At 60.4% G+C, this 23,270-nt stretch carries 21 protein-coding genes; 13 read left to right on the plus strand and 8 right to left on the minus strand.

The genetic code is table 11. The features are described 5' to 3' along the window. Positions 1-83: 83 nt before the first annotated feature. The 4 genes from exbB to M8997_RS19875 are packed head-to-tail and all read left to right on the plus strand — an operon-like array spanning position 84 to position 3,219. A complete protein-coding gene (gene exbB, locus M8997_RS19860; RefSeq protein ID WP_250019782.1) occupies positions 84-1,055 on the plus strand; it encodes a tonB-system energizer ExbB in 972 nt (323 codons plus the stop codon). A gap of 9 nt (positions 1,056-1,064) precedes the next feature. Next, positions 1,065-1,514 (plus strand): TonB system transport protein ExbD, encoded by a 450-nt coding sequence (gene exbD, locus M8997_RS19865; RefSeq protein WP_250019780.1) that lies wholly within the window; start codon positions 1,065-1,067, stop codon positions 1,512-1,514. 5 nt (positions 1,515-1,519) lie between these two features. Beyond that, complete coding sequence (locus tag M8997_RS19870) at positions 1,520-2,368, plus strand: energy transducer TonB (protein ID WP_250019779.1); 849 nt, start codon at positions 1,520-1,522, stop codon at positions 2,366-2,368. A 23-nt stretch (positions 2,369-2,391) separates the two neighbouring features. Further along, complete coding sequence (locus M8997_RS19875; RefSeq protein ID WP_250019819.1) at positions 2,392-3,219, plus strand: ATP-binding cassette domain-containing protein; 828 nt, start codon at positions 2,392-2,394, stop codon at positions 3,217-3,219. Between the two features lie 24 nt (positions 3,220-3,243). Here the strand turns inward: M8997_RS19875 and M8997_RS19880 are convergent, their stop codons facing one another. Then, entirely contained in the window at positions 3,244-4,983 is a 1,740-nt protein-coding gene (locus tag M8997_RS19880) for an ABC transporter ATP-binding protein (protein ID WP_250019778.1), read from the minus strand. A 230-nt stretch (positions 4,984-5,213) separates the two neighbouring features. On the opposite strand from M8997_RS19880, the gene M8997_RS19885 reads away from it, so the two are divergent. The 3 genes from M8997_RS19885 (at position 5,214) to M8997_RS19895 (ending at position 9,479) form a co-directional block, all read left to right on the plus strand. Then, positions 5,214-6,275, plus strand: coding sequence for a siderophore-interacting protein (locus M8997_RS19885; protein WP_250019776.1), 1,062 nt, complete (start codon positions 5,214-5,216; stop codon positions 6,273-6,275). Positions 6,276-6,294: 19 nt separating this feature from the next. Further along, entirely contained in the window at positions 6,295-7,176 is an 882-nt protein-coding gene (locus tag M8997_RS19890; RefSeq protein ID WP_250019775.1) for an AraC family transcriptional regulator, read from the plus strand. A gap of 122 nt (positions 7,177-7,298) precedes the next feature. After that, positions 7,299-9,479, plus strand: coding sequence for a TonB-dependent siderophore receptor (locus tag M8997_RS19895; protein WP_250019773.1), 2,181 nt, complete (start codon positions 7,299-7,301; stop codon positions 9,477-9,479). A 3-nt stretch (positions 9,480-9,482) separates the two neighbouring features. On the opposite strand, the gene M8997_RS19900 is transcribed toward M8997_RS19895, so the two are convergent. From M8997_RS19900 to M8997_RS19925, 6 genes are read right to left on the minus strand one after another with little or no spacing between them, the layout of a single operon-like run. Then, positions 9,483-11,081 (minus strand): GMC family oxidoreductase, encoded by a 1,599-nt coding sequence (locus M8997_RS19900; RefSeq protein ID WP_250019818.1) that lies wholly within the window; start codon positions 11,079-11,081, stop codon positions 9,483-9,485. Then, complete coding sequence (locus M8997_RS19905) at positions 11,078-12,067, minus strand: branched-chain amino acid ABC transporter permease (RefSeq protein WP_250019771.1); 990 nt, start codon at positions 12,065-12,067, stop codon at positions 11,078-11,080. Before M8997_RS19905 ends, M8997_RS19900 begins: the two co-directional genes overlap by 4 nt. After that, on the minus strand, positions 12,060-12,947 hold the full coding sequence (locus M8997_RS19910) for a branched-chain amino acid ABC transporter permease (protein ID WP_250019769.1): 888 nt from the start codon (positions 12,945-12,947) through the stop codon (positions 12,060-12,062). Before M8997_RS19910 ends, M8997_RS19905 begins: the two co-directional genes overlap by 8 nt. Before the next feature lie 4 nt (positions 12,948-12,951). Next, positions 12,952-13,662 (minus strand): ABC transporter ATP-binding protein, encoded by a 711-nt coding sequence (locus tag M8997_RS19915; RefSeq protein ID WP_250019817.1) that lies wholly within the window; start codon positions 13,660-13,662, stop codon positions 12,952-12,954. Next, on the minus strand, positions 13,649-14,461 hold the full coding sequence (locus tag M8997_RS19920; RefSeq protein WP_250019767.1) for an ABC transporter ATP-binding protein: 813 nt from the start codon (positions 14,459-14,461) through the stop codon (positions 13,649-13,651). The genes M8997_RS19915 and M8997_RS19920 overlap by 14 nt, the downstream gene beginning before the upstream one ends. Before the next feature lie 3 nt (positions 14,462-14,464). Next, the gene (locus tag M8997_RS19925) at positions 14,465-15,670 is read right to left on the minus strand and encodes an ABC transporter substrate-binding protein (protein WP_250019765.1); all 1,206 of its coding nucleotides are present in this window, start codon (positions 15,668-15,670) and stop codon (positions 14,465-14,467) included. A gap of 287 nt (positions 15,671-15,957) precedes the next feature. Between M8997_RS19925 and M8997_RS19930 the strand changes: the two genes are divergently transcribed. From M8997_RS19930 to M8997_RS19945, 4 genes are all read left to right on the plus strand, one after another. Then, entirely contained in the window at positions 15,958-16,869 is a 912-nt protein-coding gene (locus tag M8997_RS19930; RefSeq protein WP_250019763.1) for a LysR family transcriptional regulator, read from the plus strand. An 81-nt stretch (positions 16,870-16,950) separates the two neighbouring features. Further along, positions 16,951-18,729 (plus strand): adenylate/guanylate cyclase domain-containing protein, encoded by a 1,779-nt coding sequence (locus M8997_RS19935; RefSeq protein ID WP_250019762.1) that lies wholly within the window; start codon positions 16,951-16,953, stop codon positions 18,727-18,729. 216 nt (positions 18,730-18,945) lie between these two features. Further along, a complete protein-coding gene (locus M8997_RS19940; RefSeq protein WP_250019761.1) occupies positions 18,946-19,533 on the plus strand; it encodes an ANTAR domain-containing response regulator in 588 nt (195 codons plus the stop codon). A 6-nt stretch (positions 19,534-19,539) separates the two neighbouring features. Beyond that, on the plus strand, positions 19,540-20,778 hold the full coding sequence (locus tag M8997_RS19945; RefSeq protein ID WP_250019760.1) for a CmpA/NrtA family ABC transporter substrate-binding protein: 1,239 nt from the start codon (positions 19,540-19,542) through the stop codon (positions 20,776-20,778). A gap of 146 nt (positions 20,779-20,924) precedes the next feature. On the opposite strand, the gene M8997_RS19950 is transcribed toward M8997_RS19945, so the two are convergent. Beyond that, entirely contained in the window at positions 20,925-21,131 is a 207-nt protein-coding gene (locus M8997_RS19950) for a hypothetical protein (protein WP_252597217.1), read from the minus strand. On the opposite strand from M8997_RS19950, the gene M8997_RS19955 reads away from it, so the two are divergent. Together M8997_RS19955 and ntrB are read left to right on the plus strand one after the other, a co-directional pair. After that, on the plus strand, positions 21,076-22,368 hold the full coding sequence (locus M8997_RS19955; protein WP_250019759.1) for a CmpA/NrtA family ABC transporter substrate-binding protein: 1,293 nt from the start codon (positions 21,076-21,078) through the stop codon (positions 22,366-22,368). The genes M8997_RS19950 and M8997_RS19955 overlap by 56 nt on opposite strands. Before the next feature lie 51 nt (positions 22,369-22,419). After that, entirely contained in the window at positions 22,420-23,268 is an 849-nt protein-coding gene (ntrB, locus tag M8997_RS19960; protein ID WP_371929617.1) for a nitrate ABC transporter permease, read from the plus strand. Positions 23,269-23,270 lie beyond the last annotated feature (2 nt).

The raw sequence follows: 23,270 nt of genomic DNA on the forward strand, positions 1-23,270 counted from the left end.
TAAGCCCGCCCGTGAATGCCGCTGCAGGTACGTGCAGCCGGTGCCTCGTTGAAGGCAGACGGGAAAGACAGGGATATCCAGACATGGAACCAAGAGCCGCAACACCGACCGAAAACCGCCGTGACAACCGAACTTCGAGGTTCGGCTTCATCTGCGCCGCTGCCCTTGCGCTGATCCTGCTGCAGCAGCCTGCTTCAGCGCAGGAAACACAATCGCCACTCGCGCAGCCATCGGTGACAACGCCCCAGCAGGTCCAGCCTGCGACCCCGGCTCCGGTAGAACCGGCCCAGCCGGACGCGACTACGGCTCCCGCTGACGCTGCGCCGTCGCAGGCGTCGGGAACGCTACCGCACAATCTGTCGCCGTGGGGAATGTTCATGGCCGCCGACTGGGTGGTGAAGGCCGTCATGCTGGGATTGGCCTTTGCATCGCTCGTAACCTGGACCGTGTGGCTCGCCAAGACACTGGAACTCGCTGGCGCTCGCGTGCGGGCCTATCGCGCACTCAACGCAATCGGAAGCGCGCGCACGCTCCAGGACGCCGAGCGCGCGCTGGAAGGGAAGGGTGGACCCGGCGCCTTGCTCGTCAGTGCGGCCCGCGAGGAAGTCCGCCTCTCCAGCGACACTCACGGGCATGTCGGACCGGAAGGCCTCAAGGAACGCGTGGCGTCGCGCCTCTCGCGTATCGAAGCGCAGGCCGGGCGCCGCATGGGCAGGGGCACCGGCGTTCTCGCCACCATCGGCTCGACCGCACCCTTCGTCGGACTGTTCGGCACCGTATGGGGCATCATGAATTCCTTCATCGGCATCTCGCAGTCACAAACCACCAATCTTGCGATTGTCGCACCCGGCATCGCCGAGGCGCTTCTTGCGACGGCCATCGGCCTCGTCGCCGCTATCCCCGCCGTCGTGATCTACAATGTGTTCGCGCGTTCGATCACCGGTTATCGCCAGCTCCTGGCGGACGCCTCTGCCGGCGTCGAGCGTCTTGTCAGCCGCGACGTCGATTTTGCGCATCTGCCCGCAGCGCGGCAGCCTCGCGCAGCGGCGGAATAGGAGAAACCCATGGCCGGCGGCATAAGGCAAAATTCGTCCGACGACGATCTGCAGGAAAACCACGAGATCAATGTGACGCCGTTCATCGACGTCATGCTGGTGCTGCTGATCATTTTCATGGTTGCCGCACCACTTGCCACGGTCGACATCAATGTCGATCTGCCGGCATCGACGGCGACGCCCGCCCCGCGTCCAGATCAGCCAGTCTATGTGACATTGAAGGAAGACAAATCCATTGCTGTCGGCAATGACGTCCTGACCGCGGATGCGCTGGGCGGTTTCCTCGACCGCCAGACCAACGGAAACAAGGAAACCCGGATCTTCCTGCGTGCTGACAAGGCTGTCGATTACGGCTCGCTCATGGATCTGATGAATGGCCTCCGGTCGAGCGGTTATCTCAAGATTGCACTTGTCGGCCTGGAGTCCGCACCGGCGGCATCGAACGGAAACAACGGGTAATGTCCATGCGGCGCGCAGGCCCCTTTGCATTTTCGGGCACGGACTGGCGTGAGATCGGGCGTTGGTCCGCCGCGGGCGTCGTGGTGGCCGGCCTGCACGTCGGTGCCGCTCTGGCTATCCAGCAGGCCGATATCGATGAGGCAGCCGGAGACATACAGGCGCCCATCATCATCGACATGGAGCCGATGCCCGCGCCGATCGTGGCGAAGCCGGTAGAAGAAATCGCCGAGCCGGTCGAGCCGGAAGAGGTGGCCGAGCAGGAGGTCACTCCGCCGGAAGAGATCGAGCCCGAGCCCGAGGAACAGGTGGAGCCGGTAGAACAGGCCGCGCTCGAGCCTGAACCAGATGTGGAGCCGCTTCCGGAACAGGCTGAGGAACTGGTGGAACTGCCGAAGGTGGAAGTGCCGTTGCCGGTCGTTCGGCCCGAGCCGGAAAAACCGGAACCTCAAAAGAAGCCGGCCGAAAAGAAAATCGTCAAGAAAGTCGAAAAGAGGGTCGAAAAGAAGATCGAAATCGCGAAGGTCGAAGCGCCGAAGGCTGCACAGCCGCCAAAACGGGCCGCATCGAGCGCGGCTGCCGAGCGCCAGGCCGCGAAGTGGGGCGATCGCATCAGCAGCTATCTTCGACGGAAGGCGCGCCGGGCACGAGCCGATGGCAGTGGCACGGTCACGGTCCGTTTCGTCGTGACGCGCGATGGCTCCATTGTCGCTACCAGCGTCGTCGGCAGTTCGGGTTCGAGCCAGCTCGACCAGAGTGTTCTCAATACTGTCCGCAATGCCTCGCCGGTTCCCTCCGCGCCGGATGAAGTGTCGGTTGCGCGCCAGAGCTTTACCGTACCGTTCCGGATCAACTAGACGGCGCGGCTGAAAGGACGATGATGGATCATCTCGAATTAAGCTCAACGGATCGGCAGGCCGCATCCAATTCCGCGGGGGCATTGTTGGAATTGGGCGATGTCAGCTTCTCCGCAGAGGCCCGCGTTCTGCTTCGTCCGCTTTCGCTGACGTTGCGGTCGCGGCAGGTCACCGGTTTGATCGGTCACAATGGTTCCGGAAAATCGACGCTGATCAAGATCCTTGCCCGGCAACAGGCGCCAAGTGCCGGCAGGGTCATCTTCGAAGGGCAACCCATCGACGATTGGGGCGCGCGCGCTTTCGCCCGGAAGGTCGCTTATTTGCCGCAATATACGCCGCAGGCGGAGGGGATGCTGGTGCGGGAACTCGTGGCGCTGGGGCGCTATCCCTGGCACGGCGCACTCGGCCGGTTCAGCAAGCTCGATCGCGAGAAGGTCGAGGAAGCCATCGATCTGACCGATATACGCGGTTTTGCCGACCGCCTCGTCGATACGCTGTCCGGCGGCGAACGCCAGCGCGTCTGGTTGGCGATGCTTGTCGCGCAGGATGCCGAATGGCTGCTTCTGGACGAGCCGATTTCCGCGCTGGATGTTGCTCATCAGGTGGAGATATTGTCACTCGTCCATCGCCTTTCCCAGCAAAAGGGGCTGGGCGTCGTCGTGGTGCTGCATGATGTGAACATGGCTGCACGCTACTGCGACGAGATCATCGCGCTCCATTCGGGCAAGATGATCGCACGTGGTACGCCCGACGAGATCATGACTCCGGAAAGCCTTGCCGCCATCTATGGGATCAACATGGATGTCATCAAACATCCGTCCACTGGCGTTCCGGTCAGTTTCGTTCGTTGATCGGACACTGGCCGGGCCGACACCCTAGCCCGCCAATGACGGCGTGCCATGCTCGCCGAACTGGGCATCGTACAGCCTCTTGTAGAAGCGGCCGGACTGCAACAGCTGCGTATGGGTGCCCTGTTCCAGTATGCGGCTCTCATCCACGACGATGATACGGTCCGCATTGCGGATGGTCGCAAGCCGATGCGCGATCACCAATGTCGTACGACCCTCGGCAAGCTCCGCCAGCGAGGCCTGGATTTCGCGCTCGGTCTGGGTATCCAGCGCCGACGTCGCCTCGTCGAGAATGAGAATGGGCGGGTTCTTGAGGAACATGCGCGCGATCGCCAGCCGCTGCTTCTGCCCGCCGGAAAGCTTCACGCCACGCTCGCCGATCACCGTGTCGAAACCATCGGGCATTGCGGATATCGTCGCGTCCAGCCTCGCCCGCCGCGCAGCTTCCGCTATGTCGAAATCCGAGGCATCCAACCGGCCATAGGCGATGTTCTCGCGGATGGTTCCGCCGAAAAGGAACACGTCCTGCTGCACCACTCCGATCTGGCTCCGCAGGGAGGTGAGGGTCATATCGCGAATATCGGTGCCATCTATGTATATGGCTCCGGCGTCCACTTCATAGAAGCGCGGGAGGAGGGAGCATAATGTGGTCTTGCCGGCGCCGGACGAGCCGACGAAAGCCACCGTCTCGCCGGCCTTGATCTTGAGGTTGACATCGCGCAGGGCAGGGCGGTCGAGCGAATAGCCGAAGGTGACGCCGGCATAATCGATATCGCCGCGCAGCTTGGAGACAGTCACGGCATCGGGCCGGTCGGCGATGTCGGGCTCGGTATCGAGAAGCGCCGTATACCGCCGGAAACCCGCTATGCCCTTGGGATAGGATTCGATGACTGCGTTGATCTTCTCGATCGGACGCACGAACACGGTGACGAGCAGCAGGAAGCTGACAAAGCCGCCATTGGACATTTGTCCCGTTATGACGAGATAGCTGCCGGCAATCATCACGATCACCTGGATGAGCCGCATGCTCATATAATTGAGCGACGTGCTGGCCGCCATGATCCAGTAGGCGGCAAGCTTGGTCTCGCGGTAGCGGGCATTGTCCCGTGCAAACAGCTGGCGCTCGTGCTCTTCATTGGCAAAGGCCTGGACCACGCGCATGCCGCCGACATTCTCTTCGATCCGGACATTGAAATCACCGACCCGGCGATAGAGGTTCTGCCAGTTCGCTGTCATCCTGCCGCCATAGCGCCCTGCACCCCAGACAATGATCGGCACGACGATCAGGGTGATGAGCGCAAGCATCGGATTGACATAGTACATCAGGCAGAAGGCGCCGATGAAAGTCATGACGGCTATGAACAGGTCTTCCGGCCCGTGATGGGCGACCTCGCCGATTTCCTCGAGATCCTTGGTTACCCGCGCGACGAGGTGGCCCGTCTTGTGGTTGTCGTAGAAGCGGAAGGAGAGCTTCTGCAGATGATCGAAGCTCTTCCGGCGCATCTCGGTTTCGATATTGATGCCGAGCTTGTGGCCCCAATAGACGACGATGGCATTGAGGCCAGTGTTGAAGAGGTAGAGGGCCAGAAGCGCCAGCGAGGCAATTATGACGAGAGTCCAATCCTGCTGCGGCAGCAGATCGTCGACAAAGGTCTTCACCGCCATCGGGAAACCGAGCTCGAGCAGTCCCGACAGCACCGCGCAGGAGAAATCCAGCGCGAACAGGCCCTTATAGGGTGCGTAATAGGCAAAGAAGCGTTTTATCATTGGATGCACGTGCTGATTGCTGACATGGGGTGCCGTGAGGCGCGGGGAGGGGGATAACACATCCGCTTCTTGAACCCAATGCGCCATAGAGGTGGAATTTCTCCGAGATCGCTTCTATCCGAAGTTGTGAACAATAATATGACTTGATGCGTCATATTATTGTCGGGTAATACGAAACAGGCATGCTGGCGGAAGCCGTGCCCGGCAAAGCCATGTTTCGAGGAGTGGAAATGGATCAGGTTCGATTAAGCGCTACTGCACGGGTGAGTCTTCCGACCCCTCTCGTCTACTTCAACAAGCTCACCAATCATTTTGCGGAGCATGGCGAGGTAACGAAGGCAGGGCACAAGGGCCAGATCGAACTGAGCTATGGTATCGCCACGATCGAAGCCGGCGACGATACGCTGCTTCTTTCGGCGGAAAGCGATGACGAGACCGGCCTCGCATACATGAAACATGCGATTGCCGAACATGTGATCGAATTTGCGCGCCGCGAACGACCGAAAATCGTCTGGGCCGGCGACGGCACGTCCGGCGGCGCGCTGCCCTATTTCAGGGAAATGAGCGTGGTCGGCGTCAGCACTCTTTCGCCCATGATGCGGCGGGTTCGGCTGCGCGGCAAAGACTTGCGCCGCTTCTCCTATGGCGGGCTTCATATTCGCCTGCTGATCCCGCCGGAGCAGGTCGCGCCGCAATGGCCTATTGCCGGCGAAGATGGCCGGCCGATCTGGCCGGCAGAAGAACACAAGCTCACGGCCCGGGTCTATACGATCAGGAATATCGACGTCGAACGCGGCGAAGTGGACATCGACATCGTCATTCATGATGAAACGCCCGGCTCCGTATGGGTCATGAATGCCCAGCCCGGCGATATTGTCGGATTGACCGGCCCCGGCGGCGGCGGGGTGCCGGATGCGGACTGGCAATTGCTCGCAGGAGACGAGACCGCCCTGCCGGCGATCGGCCGCATCATCGAAGAACTCCCGGCCGAGGCGAAAGTCGTCGCGCGTATCGAAGTGGACAGTGCGCTCGAAGAACAGCGCTTCGACCATCGCTGCCAGCTCGATCTGCAGTGGCTGCACCGGAATGGCCGCAAGGCAGGCACGACCACGCTCCTGCAGGACGCGGTGAGAAGCGTTGAATTTCCCAAGGATCAGCAGCGCATCTTCGCCTGGGCGGGCTGCGAATTCACCGCATTCAAGGCAATCCGCGGCTATTTGCGCAAGGAGCGCAAGCTTGATCGCAAGCAGCACCTTGTCGTTTCCTATTGGCGGCAGGGCGTAGAGGGTTAAAATCCGCGGGGCAAGGGAAATGACATTTCACCCACGCATGACGAGCCGGATTGAAGGTGTGTCCGTTATCGGCGGCCTCAAATGGCGTTCATGGGCGGGTGTTGTAGCGGATGTCTGGTCGGTGAAGTGCGAGCCGGAAGCGCGAGGCGAATATATCTCCGAAGACCCGCGACTGTTCGTCGTGCTGGACAAATGCGGCGGAGGAACGCTTCAACTCGGTACGGACAAGGCTTCCGACCTGAACAGCCATGGCATTGATTGCCCGATGAGCTTCATTCCGGCCGGTCTGCCCGTATGGGGCCGCTTGCGCAAGATGGAATATCTGCGCCATCTCGATATCCATTTCGATCTGGACATTATCAGACGCCGGTTCGGCGACGATCTCATCACCCAGCGCTTCCAGAAGCCACGCCTGATGTTCTCGGATGACGCAGTCGCCGGGCTGGCGCGTCTCATCGCCGATGAATGCGTCAACGAGCAGCCGCTCAACGACCTCTATGGCGACAGCCTGGTGACGGCGCTTGTGGTTCAGCTTTTCCAGATCGGCCAGGCTAGGAAGCGGCAACGCAGCCAGCTATCGGCTCGGCATCTGCGGCTGGTGACGGCCTATATCGAAGAACATAGTCTCCGGACGATCCGGCTGCAGGAGCTCTCGGATCTGACGGGCCTGTCGCAATCCTATTTCAGCCATGCATTCAAGGCTTCGACGGGCATGGCTCCGCATCAATGGCAGATGAAGGCGCGGATCAGGAAAGTCCAATCGCTGCTCGGAAAGAGAGGCGCATCGCTGACAACGGTCGCGTCGCTCGCAGGCTTTTCCGATCAGGCGCATCTGACCCGGGTTTTCAAACGGGTGGTGGGCGTGACCCCTGCAGTCTGGCAACGGGAGCAATGGAACTGAAGAAGCGCCCATAATCGTTCAAAACGCAGCAGAAACCGTCAATCCACACCGCCTAACTTGATATACAAGCTCAACTTAATTGAGACGGCCGGTGGGGCATGACGTTGCAAGGAATTTTGACGATGCGCGGGACATATAGATCAACTTTATTGACGCTTCTGGGGAGCGCCGCGGCGCTGAGCTTGATGTCGGTTGCGGCACAGGCACAGGATGCGAACTCATCGATTAGGCTGCAGGAAATCGTCATCAGCGGCCAGAATGCCGACGGAACCGCGACGGGTCCCGTGCAAGGCTTCGTGCCGCAGCGTTCGGCCACCGGTTCCAAGAGCAGTACCCCGATCGAAGAGATCCCGCAGGCTGTATCGGTTATCGGCCGTGACCAGATGGATGCGCAGGGCGCGGAAAAGATCGATGAAGCGCTGCGCTATACATCCGGCATTTTCGCACAGCCGTTCGGCGTCGATAACGACACGAACTGGCTCTATATTCGCGGCTTCGACGCCACCCAGAAGGGCACTTTTCTCGACGGCCTGCACAATTTCGGTTACGCCTTTGGCGGTTTCTATATCGATTCCTACGGCATTGAGCGGATAGACGTCCTTAAAGGTCCGGCCTCCGTGCTCTATGGCGGCAGCAACCCGGGCGGCATCGTCAACTATATCAGCAAGCGACCGACGGGCGAGCGCATCCGCAGGGTCGAGGCCGGCATCAACAGCTATGGCAATGGCTATCTCGGCTTCGACATCGGCGACAAGGCTTCCGATACGGTCGACTACCGCATCAACGGCAAGATCGGCGGCGGCGACAATTACACCGACTACTCCGAAGAGTTCCGCGGCGTGATCAATCCCAGCATCACCTGGAAGCCGGATGAAGCCACCAAGCTGACGATCCTCGGCAACTATACCCATCTCGATTCGGTACATGATGGCGGCTCGTTCCTGCCCTATTACGGAACTGTGGTACCGACCGCCTTCGGCCGGATCGACCGGAAGGCCAACTTCACGGAGCCGTCGATCGACGATTACAATCGCGAGCAGGCGTCCATCGGCTATGAGCTGGAACATACGTTCGACAATGACTGGACGGTGCGCCAGAACGTTCGGTATGGCCACAGCAATGTGCAAGAACACTCCATATATGCTTCTGGATATTCGGCAGGCTATGATGAATCGGCGCTCTATCGCTACACGTACAGCGACGTACCTGGTCCAGCGAACGAGCTGGCGCGCGTAAACTTCAAGCACGACACCACTGTCGACAACTTCCTGGTCGACAATCAGTTGGAGGGCATAGTCACGACCGGCCCGATCGAGCATAGACTGCTGTTTGGCGTCGACTACAAGTTCTACAACATCGATCAGGTACAGATTTCGGTTGACGCTACCCCCATGAGTGCCAGTGATCCCGTCTACGGCACGCCTCAGCCGCCGTTGGGCGCTCCTTATATCGATCAGGTGATCAAGCAGCACCAGATCGGCATCTACACGCAGGACCAGATGCGGTTCGGCGATGGCTGGATCGTCACGCTCAATGGCCGTTATGATTATGTGAAGACCGATGCCAGCGGGCTCCCCGACTATGAGGGCCATGATGGCAGCCTGAGCGGCCGCGCCGGCATCGCCTATGAGTTCGATAATGGCCTCACGCCTTATGCAAGCATCGCTAGCTTCTTCAGCCCCGAAATCGGCGTCAACGGCAATCGCGAATTCCTGAAGCCGGAGACGGGACAGCAATATGAGGTCGGCGTCAAATACCGGCCGGAATGGTTCGACGGGCTGATCACCGCTTCATTCTTCGACCTGACCAAGGAAAATGTCCTCACGGGCCCCTTCCAGCAGGCGTTCCAGATCGGCGAAGTCAATTCGCGCGGCTTCGAGATCGAGGCGCAGGCCAACATCACCGATGCCTGGAAACTGACCGCGTCATTCACCGCGATGGACATCGAGGTCAAGGAGGATGCCGATCCGCTGCTCATCGGCAAGCGGCCTTACCTGATACCCGAAACGCAGGCATCGCTGTTCGCCCAATACACCGTTCCGTCGGGCAAGCTGGAAGGCCTGGAACTCGGCGCTGGCGTCCGCTACGTCGGATCGACCTATGCGGATCGCGAGAATACGCTCAAAGTGCCGGATGTCGCGCTGCTCGATCTGAAGCTGGGCTACAAGAAAGACAATTGGGGCGTCGATCTGAATGTCACCAATGTCTTCGACAAGGAATATGTTGCGGGCTGCCAGGGCGTCAATGTCTGTGGTTATGGCGAAGGCCGGCGCGCGCTGCTGAAGGCGCACATGACCTGGTAAGATCTAGCGGGCCGCAGCCAGGATCATGTCTGCGGCCTTTTCAGCGATCATGATCGTTGGAGAATTCGTATTGCCGGATGTGATGTTCGGCATGATCGACGCATCGGCTATTCTCAGGCCATCGACGCCCCGTACGCGCAATTGCGGATCGACGACGGAATCCGGATCAGCGCCCATGCGGCAGGTGCCGGCGGGATGGAAGATGGTCGTCCCTATCGCACCGGCGGCTTCGATGAGTTCGGCTTCGCTTTGATATTGCGGCCCCGGCTTAAATTCCTCCGGGCTGTATTTCTGCAACGATTTCTGCGCCACGATATTGCGCGTGATGCGGATCGAATCTGCCGCCACACGCCTGTCGCCTTCGGTGCTGAGATAGTTCGGCCTTATGGCCGGCTGGTCGCGGTGATGCCGCGATTTGACGTGGACGCTGCCGCGACTTTCGGGCCGAAGATTGCAAACGCTGGCGGTGAAGGCAGGGAAGGGGTGGACGTTCTCGCCGAATTTCTCCAAGGACAATGGCTGAACGTGATACTGCAGATTGGCGGTTTCGACGGATGGATCCGAGCGCGTGAAAACGCCGAGCTGGCTCGGCGCCATCGACATTGGCCCTGATTGCCGCAACAGATATTCAAGCGCAATGGAGGCCTTGCCGACGAGGCGGTTGGCTTTCTCGTTCAAGGTCGGAATGCCGGAAACCTTGTAGGCGCAGCGCAACTGCAAATGGTCCTGCAGATTTTCTCCGACATCGCGCCGCTCGACTCTCGTCTCTATCCCCGCCGCCTGCAATACGTCGCCGCGCCCTATGCCGGAGAGTTCCAATATTTGCGGCGAGCCGATCGAGCCGGCGGCCAGGACTATCTCGCGCCGGCACCGCAGCTGGCGCACTGTCCCCTCCTGCTCGAGTTCGAGCCCGGTCGCTCGCGGCCCATCGAAGAGGAGCCTCAATACATGCGCGCCGGTCTCCACCCGCAGGTTGGATCGATCTCTGGCGGGGCGGAGAAATGCCTTGGCCGTGTTCCAGCGAATGCCACGCTTCTGGTTGACCTTGAAATAGGACGAGCCTTCATTGTCGCCGCGATTGAAATCATCGATGCGCGGGATGCCGGCTTCCTCAGCAGCGTCCCGGAAAGCATCGAGGATGGCCCAATGCAGCCGGGCTTCCTCCACGCGCCATTCGCCGCCGGCGCCATGAAACTCGCTTTCGCCCAGATAGTAATCTTCCGATTTCCTGAAATAGGGCAGGACATCGTCCCATCCCCAGCCGGTGCAGCCGCTCTGCCGCCAGATATCGTAGTCTCGGGCCTGGCCGCGCATATAGATCATGCCATTGATCGACGAGCAGCCGCCCAGCACCTTTCCACGCGGATAATTGAGAATGCGACCATTCAGCCCCGGTTCCGCCTCGGTGGTGAAGCACCAGTCCGTGCGCGGGTTCGAGATGCAGTAGAGATAGCCGACCGGAATATGTATCCAGTGATAATTGTCGCGCCGGCCGGCTTCCAGCAGAAGCACTGACACATCCTTGTCGGCCGACAGCCGATTGGCCAGCGTGCACCCGGCCGTCCCGGCCCCGACGATGATGTAGTCATAGGTGGTCATCAGTCGTGGTCTTTGTTCTGCAGCCATCTTCCGAAACGGGAAGCATAGAGCTCACCGATAAGCCCACGCCGGAACACGAGTACGCAGATCATGAAGATGATCCCGGTGATGACCGTGACCGGAAATTCCGACGTTGCCAGATAATTGCCGAGCGCCGTGATCAGCGCGGCACCGAAGATCGGTCCCACCAGCGTGCCGATGCCGCCAAGCAATGTCATCAGCACCACTTCGCCGGACATTTGCCAGCTGACATCGGTAAGCGTGGCAAACTGGAAGACGATGGCTTTCATGCCGCCCGCGAGGCCGGTCAAAGCAGCGGACATGACAAAGGCCGCCAGCTTGTAACGGGCCACCGAGTAGCCGAGCGATATGGCGCGAGGTTCGTTCTCGCGGACGGATTTCAATATCATCCCGAACGGCGAATTGATGATGCGCCAGATGATGAACATGCCGAGCAGGAAAACGGCAAGTACGAAGAAATACATGTTGAGCGGCTGGTTGAGGTCGATAAGACCAAACAGATGGCCGCGCGGAATGCCCTGGATTCCGTCTTCGCCGAAGGTGAACGGCGCCTGCAGGCAGAAGAAGAAGAACATCTGCGACAATGCCAGCGTGATCATGGTCGAATAGATGCCCTGCCGGCGGATCGCCAGGAAGCCGATGACGAGGCCGAGCACGGCAGCTCCGGCCACGCCGACCAGAATGCCGAGTTCCGGCGTCAAGCCCCAGACCTTGACGGAATGCGCCGTGAAATAGGCCGCGCCGCCGAAGAATGCCGCATGTCCGAACGATAATATGCCCGTATAGCCGAGGAGAAGGTTGAACGCGCAGGCAAAGAGGGCAAAGCACAGGACCTTCATGAGGAATACGGGATAGAAATAGAAGGGTGCGGCCAGGAGCAGGGCGATACCGATCAGGATCAGGACGAACTCGAGATTGAGCCGGCGCGGCTTATCGGTCGCAAGGGATGCTTCGGTCATGTCAGACATCCTTTCCGAACAGGCCCGCGGGCCGCACAAGCAATACGATGGCCATGATCACGAAGATGACGATGCTCGATGCCTCCGGATAGAACACTTTGGTCAGTCCCTCGAATATGCCGAGCATGTAGCCCGTGATGATGGCGCCGAGGATCGAGCCCATGCCACCCACGACAACGACGGCGAACACGACGATGATGAGGTTCGAACCCATGAGCGGGCTTACCTGGTAGATCGGCGCGGCCAGGATGCCGGCGAGACCGGCGAGGCCCGCTCCAAGCCCGTAGGTAAAGGTGAGCAGCAGCGGAACGTTGATGCCGAAAGCACGCACCAGCGTCGGGTTTTCCGTCGCAGCGCGCAGGTAGGAACCGAGTTTCGTCTTCTCGATCAGCAACCAGGTGCCGAGGCACACCACCAGCGACGCAACGACCACCCATGCGCGATATTTCGGCAGGAACATGAAGCCGAGATTGTAGCCTCCGGCAAGAGCACCGGGGACGGCATAGGGCTGCCCGGCAGCGCCGTAATAGTAGCGGAACATGCCTTCAAGAACGAGCGCCAGGCCGAAGGTGAACAGCAGCCCGTAAAGATGGTCGAGATTGTACAGCCGCGATAGCGCAATGCGTTCGATGAAGGCGCCGGCGAGGCCGACAACCAGCGGCGCGATGATCAGCGCCGGCCAGTAGCCGATGCCAAGCTCGGCGAGCAGCAGATAGCCGACAAAAGCGCCAATCATATATTGCGCGCCGTGGGCGAAGTTGATCACCCGCAGCAAACCGAAAATGATGGCCAGCCCGAGACTCAGCATGGCGTAGAAGGAACCGTTGATCAGGCCGATCAGCAATTGCCCGAGGAAGGCTTGCACCGGCACGCCGAAGATCATCATCATCGCGTCAAACTCCCAGCGCTTCGTTGAGCATGGTCATGCGTTGCGGTAGTTCCCCGACAGGGAAATTATCGATGATCCTGCCATGGTCCACCACATAGAAGCGATCGGCCACCTTGCTGGCGAAACGGAAATTCTGCTCCACCAGAAGCACGGTGATACCGCGTTTCTTCAGCTCCACGAGCACTTCGCCGATGCGCTGCACGATGACCGGCGCGAGGCCCTCTGTCGGTTCGTCGAGGAGCAGAAGCTTCACCCCGGTACGAAGGATGCGCGCCATCGCAAGCATTTGTTGCTCGCCGCCGGACAGCTTGGTGCCGGGACTGTTGCGCCGTTCCTTGATGTTCGGAAACAGCTCGAAAATTTCGTCGATGCTCATGCCGCCCTTCGATACGACCGGCGGCAGATGCAGGTTCTCCTCCACAGTCAGCGTCGCGAATATGCCCCGCTCCTCCGGCACGAACCCGATTCCGGCATGCGCGGTACGGTGGAGAGGCACGCGCATCATGTCCTTTCCGTCGAAAGCGATCTTGCCGGTGCGCTTGCGGATGATGCCCATTATGGCACGGAGCGTCGTCGTCTTGCCGACACCGTTCCGGCCGAGCAAGGTCACCGTCTCGCCGGAATGGATATCGAGATCGATACCGTGCAGCGCGTGACCTTCGCCATACCAGGCATTGAGATCGCGGACGGAAAGCAGCGGCTCACTCATGTTCAGTTCCCATATAGGCAACGCGCACGCGTTCGTCCCGGCTGACGGTGCGGTAATCTCCGGATGTCAATATCTCGCCGCGTTGAAGCACGGTCACCTGATCGCACAAATCGGCCACCACCTTCAGATTGTGCTCCACCATCAGCACGGCCCTGTCCCGCGCCACGTCCCGGATGAGATCGGATACATGGTGGACGTCTTCATGCCCCATGCCGGCCATGGGTTCGTCGAGCAGCAGAACCTTCGGTTCCAGCGCCAGCGTCGTTGCGATCTCGAGCACGCGCTTGCGGCCATAGGAGAGATCGGCGGCTAGCCGGTTGCGAGCATCCTGCAAGCCGACAGATTCTATCAGTTGCATTGCGCGGTCGTTGAGTTGGTCGAGAGCGCCCATCGGCAGCCAGAATTGCGTCGAAAGGTGGTGGGGCCGTTGCAGCGCCACTCTCACATTGTCGAGCACCGACAAATGCGGAAATACCGCGGAAATCTGGAACGAGCGGACCAGGCCCATGCGCGCCACCTTGGCCGGGTCGGTGCGCGTGATGTCTTCGCCAAGCAGCGTTATCGTGCCGCTCGAGGGCTGCAGGAATTTGGTCAGCAAGTTGAAGACGGTCGTCTTGCCCGCGCCATTGGGGCCGATCAGGGCATGGATTTTGGCGTGGCGCACATCCAGATCGACATTGTTGACCGCGACGAACCCGCCGAAATCGCGGCGCAATCCGCGCGCTGTCAGGACGACGTCCGAAACCTTGTCTGCATTCGCGCCGGGGGAGATCGCTCCCCCGGCAGAGCCGTGTGACACGCTCATCGGCTACTTCACCAGATCGCAGCCGCTCTTGGCGGGGTCGATATAGGCTTCAGCACCCGGAACCGTGGCGAGCACCTTGTAATAATCCCAGGGCTGCTTGCTTTCGTCCGGCTTCTTCACTTCCATCAGGTAGACATCGCTGATGAGGCGTCCATTGGCGCCGACCTTGGCACCGCGGCCGAAGACGTCATCCACCGGCATTTCATGCATTGCCGCGGCAACCTTTTCGGTCTCGTCCGTGCCTGCCTTCTCGATCGCCTTGAGATATTGCAGGACGCCGGAATAGGTCGCGGCATGGATCATGTTCGGCATGCGGCCCGTGCGGTCGAAGAATTTCTTGCCGAAAGCGCGCGACTCGTCGTCCCGATCCCAATAGAAGCTCTCCGTCAGTGTCAGGCCCTGTGCCGCCTCCAGGCCGAGACCATGGACCTCGGCCAGGGTGAAGAGAAGCGCGGCAAGCCGCTGGCCACCGGCAACGATGCCGAACTCCGCCGCCTGCTTGATGGCATTGGCCGTATCCAGTCCGGCATTGGCGAGGCCGATCACCTTGGCGCCGGACGATTGCGCCTGCAGCAGGAACGAGGAATAATCGGTCGTGGCGAGCGGATGGCGCACGGAGCCGACCACGTTGCCGCCCTTGGATTTGACGAAGGTGCTCGTCTGCTCCTCGAGCGAATAGCCGAACGCATAGTCCGCCGTCAGGAAGAACCAGCTATCGCCACCAGCGCCGACAAGCGCGCCGCCTGTGCCGACCGCCAGAGCATGCGTGTCGTAGGCCCAGTGGAAGCCATAGGGTGAGCACTGCTTGCCGGTCAGTTCGGCAGTCGCCGCGCCGGTAACCAGGTCGATCTTCTTCTTTTCCTTGGAAATGCCCTGGACTGCGAGGGCCACGGACGAGGTGGTCAACTCCATGATCGAGTCCACCTGCTGCGTGTCGTACCATTGACGCGCAATATTGGCGGCAATGTCCGGCTTGTTCTGATGATCGGCCGAAATGACCTCGATCGGTGCGTCGAGCACCTTGCCGCCAAAATCTTCCGCCGCCATCTTGGCGGCTTCGAACGACCACTTACCGCCGAAGTCCGCATAGACGCCCGACTGATCGTTCAGGATGCCGATCTTGACCTTGCCGTCCGATACTTCCGCGCCCATCGCGGGAATGGCAGTCGCCGCCAGCAGGGCTGCGGTCGCGATGCTCAAAAGCTTCATTCGTATCTCCTCCCAAAGATTAAACTAACCGGCCATCCGGAGGATGATCCGCTACAGCCGATGATGTGATGAAAATCTACACACGCCCATGCGGCTCAGCCGCACCCCGCTTGGTTATTCTCCTCCCTCGATCCGGCCGTTTCCCGATCCGGATAAACCAGCCCATGATCGCCTTGTTTCTCCCGACCGGCAACCATGTTGTTGCAAAAACTGTAGCATTGACAAATAAGTACACAAACACCTAATTTTGCACATATCAAGTACAAAAACGTACAGCAGGGCAGCGCATGCGGCAGTTCACCTGGGACGATTTGCAATACTTCCTGGCGGTGGCGAAGACCGGCCAGCTGACCAATGCAGCGCGAAGGCTGCGCACGAACCACGTCACCGTTTCGCGGCGGATCGACAGGCTCGAAGAAGCTCTCTCGGCGCGGCTGTTCGAGCGCAGTCCGCGGGGCTACATTCTGACGGCGCTTGGAGAGAAACTGATCGAATCCGCCGAGATCATGGAACGGGAAGCCGTGCGGTTCCAGAGCGAGGCGGCAGGCGGAACGGCGGCACTGAGCGGCGTCGTGCGATTGAGCATCCTCGAAGGCATCGCCAATTTCTTCCTGGCGGACCGGTTGCCTCTCATGGCGCAATCCCACCCCTCTCTTTCCATCGAGATGGTAACGATCCAACAGATCGTTTCGCTTTCCCGGCGCGAAGCGGATCTGTCGATCACGCTGAATGCCACGCGGACGGGAAGGTATCATCAGGAGAAGCTGACGCTTTATCGCCTTTTCGTCTACGGGTCGCGGTCCTATCTCGAGCGTCATTCGACTGTCCGGCAGCGTTCGGATCTGTCCACCCATCAGTTCATCGGCTATATCGAGGACATGATCTTCACGCCCGGGCTCGACTATATGCGCGAGATCCTGCCGGGCCTGAGGGCATCCTATCAGAGTTCGAGCATCTTCTCGCAATTGAGCGCCGCGCGATCGGGCTTCGGCCTCTGCATCCTTCCATACTATATCGCCCGCAACTACCCCGAACTCGTGCCGGTACTGCCGAAGCAATTGCATCTCAATCGGGATTACTGGCTGATCTGCCACGAGGATATCGTCAATACACCGCGCATCCGCGTCTTGCGCGAATTCATCAAATCCGAGGTCGAGGGTCAGGCACCCATGTTCGAAGGCAGACCGCTGCTGACCTGATATCTGTGCCAGGTGTTTGAAATGGACTTGCCGGGCCGACAATCGTAAGCTCGAACGGACCAAACGAGGCGGGGCAAGAGCTTGGACAATGACCGGATAGCGCGGAGACTGGTCGCGATCCTTGCGATCGACATGGTCGGCTATTCGCGCCACATGGAAGTCGACGAATCTGCCACGATCGCACGACTGCGCCACCACCGTCAGGAGATCATGCAGCCGATCATCTCCGGCCGTGACGGGCGCATCGTCAAGACGACCGGGGACGGGCTGCTGGTCGAGTTCGGCAGCGTGGTCGATGCCGTGGAAAGCGCCGTCCTCATCCAGCGCGCCGTCGCTGAAGCTGAATCCGGCATGGCCAGGGAGCAGCGCATCCAGTACCGCGCAGGCATCAATATCGGCGATATAGTGGTCGATGGAGACGATATTTTCGGCGACGGGGTCAATATTGCAGCACGAATGGAGGCGCTGGCCGACCCCGGCGGCGTCTCGTTGACGTCGAGCGTTTTCGAGCAGGTGGCCGGGAAAGTCGCGTTCGCCTTCGAGGATCTCGGCGAGTGCCAGGTGAAGAACATCAAGAAGCGCATCCGTGTCTACCGGGTCGTTCTCGAGATCATCGCGGAGCAGCCCAGGGACGACATCACCCGGCCGGCGGCGCCGAAACCCGCGATCGCCGTGCTTCCCTTCCAGGACATGAGCGCCGACAGGGACCAGGAATATTTCGCCGACGGCATCGCCGAAGACATCATCACCGGCCTTGCGCGCCACCAGGGCTTCCTGGTGATCGCACGCAATTCGTCCTTCACCTACAAGGGCGCCCCGGTCGACATCAAGCAGGTGGCCGGTGAACTCGGCGTGCGTTATGTGTTGGAAGGCAGCGTCCGGCGCGGCGGCAACAGGGTTCGGATCACGGCGCAGCTGATCGATGCCGGTTCAGGCAGCCATATATGGGCGGAACAGTTCGACCGGCAGATCGATGATCTGTTCGAGGTTCAGGACGATATCACCGCCAGCATCGTCGGCGTTGTCGCTCCCGAACTGATCGGCGCTGAGATGCAGAGGGCGCGGCAAAAAGACAGCGCCAGCCTGAATGCCTGGGACTGCGTCATGCGGGCCAACTGGCATGCCTGGCGCTTGACGAAGAGCGACTGCGCGCAGGCCAAGGCTTTTGCCCACAAGGCGCTCACGGCCGATCCCAATCTTGCGCGCGCCTATGTCGTGGTCGCAATGTGCTGCATCGACGAAGTGCTCTATGCCTGGACCAACAATCCAGCCGCTACGCTCGGCGACGCCCACGGCATGGCGCGCAAGGCCGTGGAACTCGATGAGCGCGACGCCGAAGCGCATATGATCCTTGGTTCCGTGGCGCTGTTCATGCGCCGTTTCGAGGATTCGGGCCGCAGCCTCGACACGGCGATCGGCCTTAATCCCAATCTTGCCTCGGCCCGCATGTGGGGTGGTGGCTATTACGCGCTCACAGGCGATATCGAGCAGGCGCGGCACGCCCTCAAGCTTGCGCTGCGACTCAGTCCGCGCGATCCCGCCAATTATTGGACGTTCGGCTTCTTCGGCATGGCCGAGTTCGTTGGCGGCAATTACGATGCGGCAATAGAATGGGCACGCAAGGCGCTGCATCTGAAGCCGCATTTCCCGACGGCCTGTCGCGTCCTGCTTGCCAGCTACGGCGAACTTGGCCAAAGGGAAAAAGCATCCGAGGCGCTAAGGCACCTCATGTCGTTCGCACCGGAGACGACGATTGAGAGCACGCGCGCCAGCGTTCCATGGAAGCACCAGGAACATGCGGAGCGCTATCTCGCCGCCCTGCGCAAGGGCGGGCTGCCGGAAGCATCGCAATCTCACTAGTGACCCGAATCTGAAGTTCACTACATTACCGCAGCAGCGTCAGATGAACTTCAGATTCGATAAGGTCACTAGCAATTATATGTTTCTAGTGTGGTTTCGGAATTGAAATACGCTCCGGCCCCCTGCCGCCATAGTCAGGCGTATTTCAATTCCACCACACTAGCTGTGGCCGAATGTAGCATTGCATAATTTCTATGCACGCGCAAAATTAAGGCAATGCAGCGACCGCTCTCGATCATGGTGTTTGATGAAAACCGCATTCGCGCCTCCATTATCGAGGAAGGCTTGCGCGAAGCGGGTCACGACCATGTCTCTCTCATTCACGAGATCGACGGTCTTGCGCGCCAGATCGAACGCATACAGCCCGATGTGATCGTCATCGATATCGAAACGCCCAACCGGGACATGCTGGAGCACCTGTTCCAGCTGACCCGTATCGTCCGCAAGCCCATCGCAATGTTCGTGGACCGCTCGGATAGTTCCTCCATCGAAGCTGCGGTGGAGGCCGGTGTATCGGCCTATGTGGTGGATGGCTTGAGAAAAGAACGGGTCAAGCCGATCCTCGACATGGCGGTCAGCCGCTTTCGCGCCTTCAGCCGCCTGCAGCAGGAGCTTGCCGACGCGAAAACGGCCCTTCAGGAGCGCAAGGTGGTCGAGCGTGCAAAAGGCATATTGATGAAATCGCGGCAACTGACCGAGGAGGAGGCCTATGTACTTCTTCGGCAATCCGCCATGAACGAGAAGAAGAAGTTGTCGGATATCGCGCAAAGCGTGGTCCTCGCGGCGAATCTTCTTGGAGGCTGAACTGGCATGAGCTTCATTCACAAGAGCATCGGTGAGGGCGGGGACAACGCAGGGGTAAAGGCTCATGGGGCGGGCACCCGTCTTGTCCGCGCCGGATTCATCCCGCTCCTCGATTCCGCGGTGCTGATTGCCGCTGCCGAGCTTGGACTGGCCGAGAGGGAAGGGATCCAGCTCGACCTGATCCGCGACGTCTCATGGGCCAATATCCGCGACAGGCTGGCGTTTCGGCAATTCGACGTGGCGCATATGCTTGCACCCATGCCCGTTGCATCGATGTTGTCCATCGGCACCAATCCATCACCGGTATTGGCGCCGTTCTCGCTCGGGCGCGGCGGCAATGCCATCACTCTGTCGGTAAAGCTCTATCGGCAGATGCAGGCTGCCGCCAACCTTGCTGGCACTGAAGATGCGTTGACCAATGCCGTGGCGCTGCGAGGCGTCATCGATGCCGGGCGCAGCCGCAACGAGCCGCCGCTGGTTCTCGGCATGACCTACCCCTATTCGTCGCATAATTACGAGCTGCGCTACTGGCTGGCGGCCGGGGGTATCGATCCGGATCGTGATGTGAAGCTCGTCGTCGTACCACCGCCGATGACGTCCGATGCGCTCGCAGCTGGAGAAATAGACGGTTTCTGCGTCGGCGCACCGTGGAATATGATCGCCGTCGAACGCGGCGTCGGGCGTATCGTTGCCGTCAAGGGCGATATCTGGCCGTCCAGCCCGGAAAAGATCATTGGTGTCCGGCCGGAATGGGCATCGGCCAATACCGACACGCTGAGCCGGCTCGTCGTGGTGCTCGACCGCGCCGCGGAATGGTGCCATTTGCAGTCCAATCGACGGGAACTGGCGAAGATGCTTTCCGTCCCGCGCTATGTCGACACGCCAGCCGATCTGCTGCACCGCGTTCTGCTCGGGCAGTTCACCATCGACCCCATCGGCACCGAACGCATGGTGCCGGAATATTTCTCTTTCCATGGCGGCGATGCCAATTGCCCGAGGACCGAGCTCGCACAATGGATCTACAGCCAGATGGTGCGCTGGGGCCAGGTCGCGCATTCGCCGGAAAATCTTGAACGCGCTGCCGCGGCGTTCCGACCTGACATCTACCGGACTGCGCTCGGCTTGCCAGCCAATGCAGGCCCGGCCGCAGCGCAGGTAGCGGACCGCTTCATCGATGGGGTAACTTTCGACCCGAGCGATATACCGGCCTATCTGCGCAGCTTTTCCCTTCCCATCAACAAGTGACCTCCCGCCCAAAACTGTATATTTTTTGTGCAATGCACAAGCCGTAGGCATGCCGCGCCGGGCGTGCCAAAACACAGGCGCCAATATTATCCGTTCGATTCCAATCGCTTAACGGTTTTTACCGAGTTGGCACGGACCTTGCATAGCTAATTGCGGATCGTCAACGGAGACGAGCCGAGCGCATCCAGAGATGCGCAATGAGACACAGACGTCGCTAAATCGAGCGTGGCCGGATCAACCGGCGATGCTCTGTTCAGCGGCGTTTTTTCGTTTTTGATCCGGTTGAAGGGGAACCCGATGAATGGAATGCCGAATATAGGGCGACGGAAATTGCTGAAGGCCGGTGGTGCCATGGCTCTGCTGGCGGCGGCGCGGGCAGCCATGCCGGCAGGCGCCTATGCGGCCGGGGCCGGCCCCGAGACCACGAAGGCGGTTCTGGGCTTCATCGCCTTGACCGATGCGTCGCCGCTGATCGTGGCCAAGGAAAAGGGCCTGTTCGCCAAGCATGGCATGCCGGATGTCGAAGTCGTCAAGCAGGCGTCATGGGGCACGACGCGAGACAATCTGGTGCTCGGTTCCGAGGGTAATGGCATTGACGGCGCACATATATTGACGCCGATGCCTTACCTCATCAGCGCCGGCAAGGTCACCCAGAACAACCAGCCGCTGCCCGTGGTCATCCTGGCGCGGCTCAATCTGGACGCCCAGGGCATCTCCGTCGGCTCGGCCTATAAGGAGCTGGCCGCGGGCACCGATGCGGGCGTTCTCAAGGAGGCCTTCGCTCAGAAGAAAGCAGCCGGCAATCCGGCAAAGGTTGCCATGACCTTCCCCGGCGGCACCCATGATCTCTGGTTGCGTTACTGGCTGGCAGCTGGAGGCATCGATCCGAACAAGGATGTCGAGACGATCGTCGTACCGCCGCCGCAGATGGTGGCCAACATGAAGGTCGGCACGATGGACTGCTTCTGCGTTGGCGAACCGTGGAATGCTCAACTGGTCAATCAGGGCATTGGCTATACCGCGGTCAATACCGGCGAATTATGGGGCAAGCATCCGGAGAAATCGCTCGGCATGCGTGCCGATTGGGTCGAAAAGCACCCGAATGCCGCCAAGGCGCTGCTCATGGCGGTCATGGAGGCGCAGCAATGGGCCGACGCACCGGCCAACAAGGACGAACTCGCCGCAATCGTCGGCAAGCGCGCCTGGTTCAATGTTCCACCCAAGGACATCGCCGGGCGGCTCAAGGGCGAATACGACTACGGCTCCGGCAGGGTGGAAGACTCCAGTCCGCATCTCATGAAGTTCTGGCGCGATCACGCCTCCTATCCGTTCCAGAGCCACGACAAATGGTTCCTTACCGAGAACATCCGCTGGGGCAAGTTCGCACCGGATACCGACATCGACGCCCTGGTCGCCCAGGTGAACCGCGAAGACCTCTGGCGGGCGGCAGCGAAGGACCTCGGCGTGGCCGCGGCCGACATTCCGTCCGGCACGTCGCGCGGCGTGGAAACCTTCTTCGACGGCAAGACCTTCGATCCCGGCGATCCGCAGGCCTATCTCGACAGCCTGGCCATAAAGCATCTCGCATAAGGATAGATCATGTCAGCAAGCGAAGCCCCCATCGTCAAGGAAACCAAGCCCATGGCCAAGGTCGTGCCGCTCGCCATTGCGCCGCGCTCGGCCAGGGACACCAACCCCTTCCTCAAATGGATCGCCAATCTCGGCTCGCATATCCTGCCGCCGGTGATAACGCTCCTGTTTCTCCTGGTCCTTTGGGAGATCATCTGCTCTTCGCCGGATGCCAGCGTGCCGCCGCCGTCGCGGGTGGTCGCAGAGACCTGGGAGCTGATCGTCGATCCGTTCTATGTCGGCCAGGGCGTCGATCAGGGCTTGTTCTGGCACGTCCTCGCCAGCCTCAAGCGCGTCGCGCTCGGCTACAGCCTGGCCGCGGCAGCGGGGATCGCGCTTGGCGCACTGGTCGGCCGCAGCGAATGGGCCATGCGCGGGCTCGACCCGATCTTCCAGGTGCTGCGCACCGTGCCACCGCTCGCATGGCTGCCGCTGTCGCTCGCCGCGTTCAAGGATGGCAATCCGTCGGCCATCTTCGTGATCTTCATCACGGCGATCTGGCCGATCATCATCAATACCGCCGTCGGCATACGCAATATTCCGCAGGACTATCAGAATGTGGCGCGCGTGCTGCGGCTTAATCAGTTCGAATATTTCACCCGGATCATGCTGCCCGCCGCCGCGCCCTATATTTTCACCGGCCTGCGGATCGGCATCGGGCTGTCGTGGCTCGCCATCGTGGCTGCAGAAATGCTGATCGGTGGTGTCGGGATCGGCTTCTTCATCTGGGATGCCTGGAACTCCTCGCGCATGAGCGACATCATCCTGGCCCTCGTTTATGTGGGCGTCGTCGGCTTCCTGCTCGACCGCGCCATCGCCGCCATCGCCAGAATAGTCACCCGCAATACGGCAAGCAACTGAGG

Source organism: Phyllobacterium sp. 21LDTY02-6 (genome assembly GCF_023554255.2).
Lineage (GTDB): Bacteria > Pseudomonadota > Alphaproteobacteria > Rhizobiales > Rhizobiaceae > Phyllobacterium.

What these genes read in the sequence shown, in the direction of transcription:
- exbB (WP_250019782.1), top strand. Translation starts at nt 84, where the DNA reads ATGGAACCAAGAGCCGCAACACCGACCGAAAACCGCCGTGACAACCGA.
- exbD (WP_250019780.1), top strand. Translation starts at nt 1,065, where the DNA reads ATGGCCGGCGGCATAAGGCAAAATTCGTCCGACGACGATCTGCAGGAA.
- M8997_RS19870 (WP_250019779.1), top strand. Translation starts at nt 1,520, where the DNA reads ATGCGGCGCGCAGGCCCCTTTGCATTTTCGGGCACGGACTGGCGTGAG.
- M8997_RS19875 (WP_250019819.1), top strand. Translation starts at nt 2,392, where the DNA reads ATGGATCATCTCGAATTAAGCTCAACGGATCGGCAGGCCGCATCCAAT.
- M8997_RS19880 (WP_250019778.1), bottom strand. Translation starts at nt 4,983, where the DNA reads ATGATAAAACGCTTCTTTGCCTATTACGCACCCTATAAGGGCCTGTTC.
- M8997_RS19885 (WP_250019776.1), top strand. Translation starts at nt 5,214, where the DNA reads ATGGATCAGGTTCGATTAAGCGCTACTGCACGGGTGAGTCTTCCGACC.
- M8997_RS19890 (WP_250019775.1), top strand. Translation starts at nt 6,295, where the DNA reads ATGACATTTCACCCACGCATGACGAGCCGGATTGAAGGTGTGTCCGTT.
- M8997_RS19895 (WP_250019773.1), top strand. Translation starts at nt 7,299, where the DNA reads ATGCGCGGGACATATAGATCAACTTTATTGACGCTTCTGGGGAGCGCC.
- M8997_RS19905 (WP_250019771.1), bottom strand. Translation starts at nt 12,067, where the DNA reads ATGTCTGACATGACCGAAGCATCCCTTGCGACCGATAAGCCGCGCCGG.
- M8997_RS19910 (WP_250019769.1), bottom strand. Translation starts at nt 12,947, where the DNA reads ATGATGATGATCTTCGGCGTGCCGGTGCAAGCCTTCCTCGGGCAATTG.
- M8997_RS19920 (WP_250019767.1), bottom strand. Translation starts at nt 14,461, where the DNA reads ATGAGCGTGTCACACGGCTCTGCCGGGGGAGCGATCTCCCCCGGCGCG.
- M8997_RS19925 (WP_250019765.1), bottom strand. Translation starts at nt 15,670, where the DNA reads ATGAAGCTTTTGAGCATCGCGACCGCAGCCCTGCTGGCGGCGACTGCC.
- M8997_RS19930 (WP_250019763.1), top strand. Translation starts at nt 15,958, where the DNA reads ATGCGGCAGTTCACCTGGGACGATTTGCAATACTTCCTGGCGGTGGCG.
- M8997_RS19940 (WP_250019761.1), top strand. Translation starts at nt 18,946, where the DNA reads ATGCAGCGACCGCTCTCGATCATGGTGTTTGATGAAAACCGCATTCGC.
- M8997_RS19945 (WP_250019760.1), top strand. Translation starts at nt 19,540, where the DNA reads ATGAGCTTCATTCACAAGAGCATCGGTGAGGGCGGGGACAACGCAGGG.
- M8997_RS19955 (WP_250019759.1), top strand. Translation starts at nt 21,076, where the DNA reads ATGAATGGAATGCCGAATATAGGGCGACGGAAATTGCTGAAGGCCGGT.
- M8997_RS19950 (WP_252597217.1), bottom strand. Translation starts at nt 21,131, where the DNA reads ATGGCACCACCGGCCTTCAGCAATTTCCGTCGCCCTATATTCGGCATT.
- ntrB (WP_371929617.1), top strand. Translation starts at nt 22,420, where the DNA reads ATGGCCAAGGTCGTGCCGCTCGCCATTGCGCCGCGCTCGGCCAGGGAC.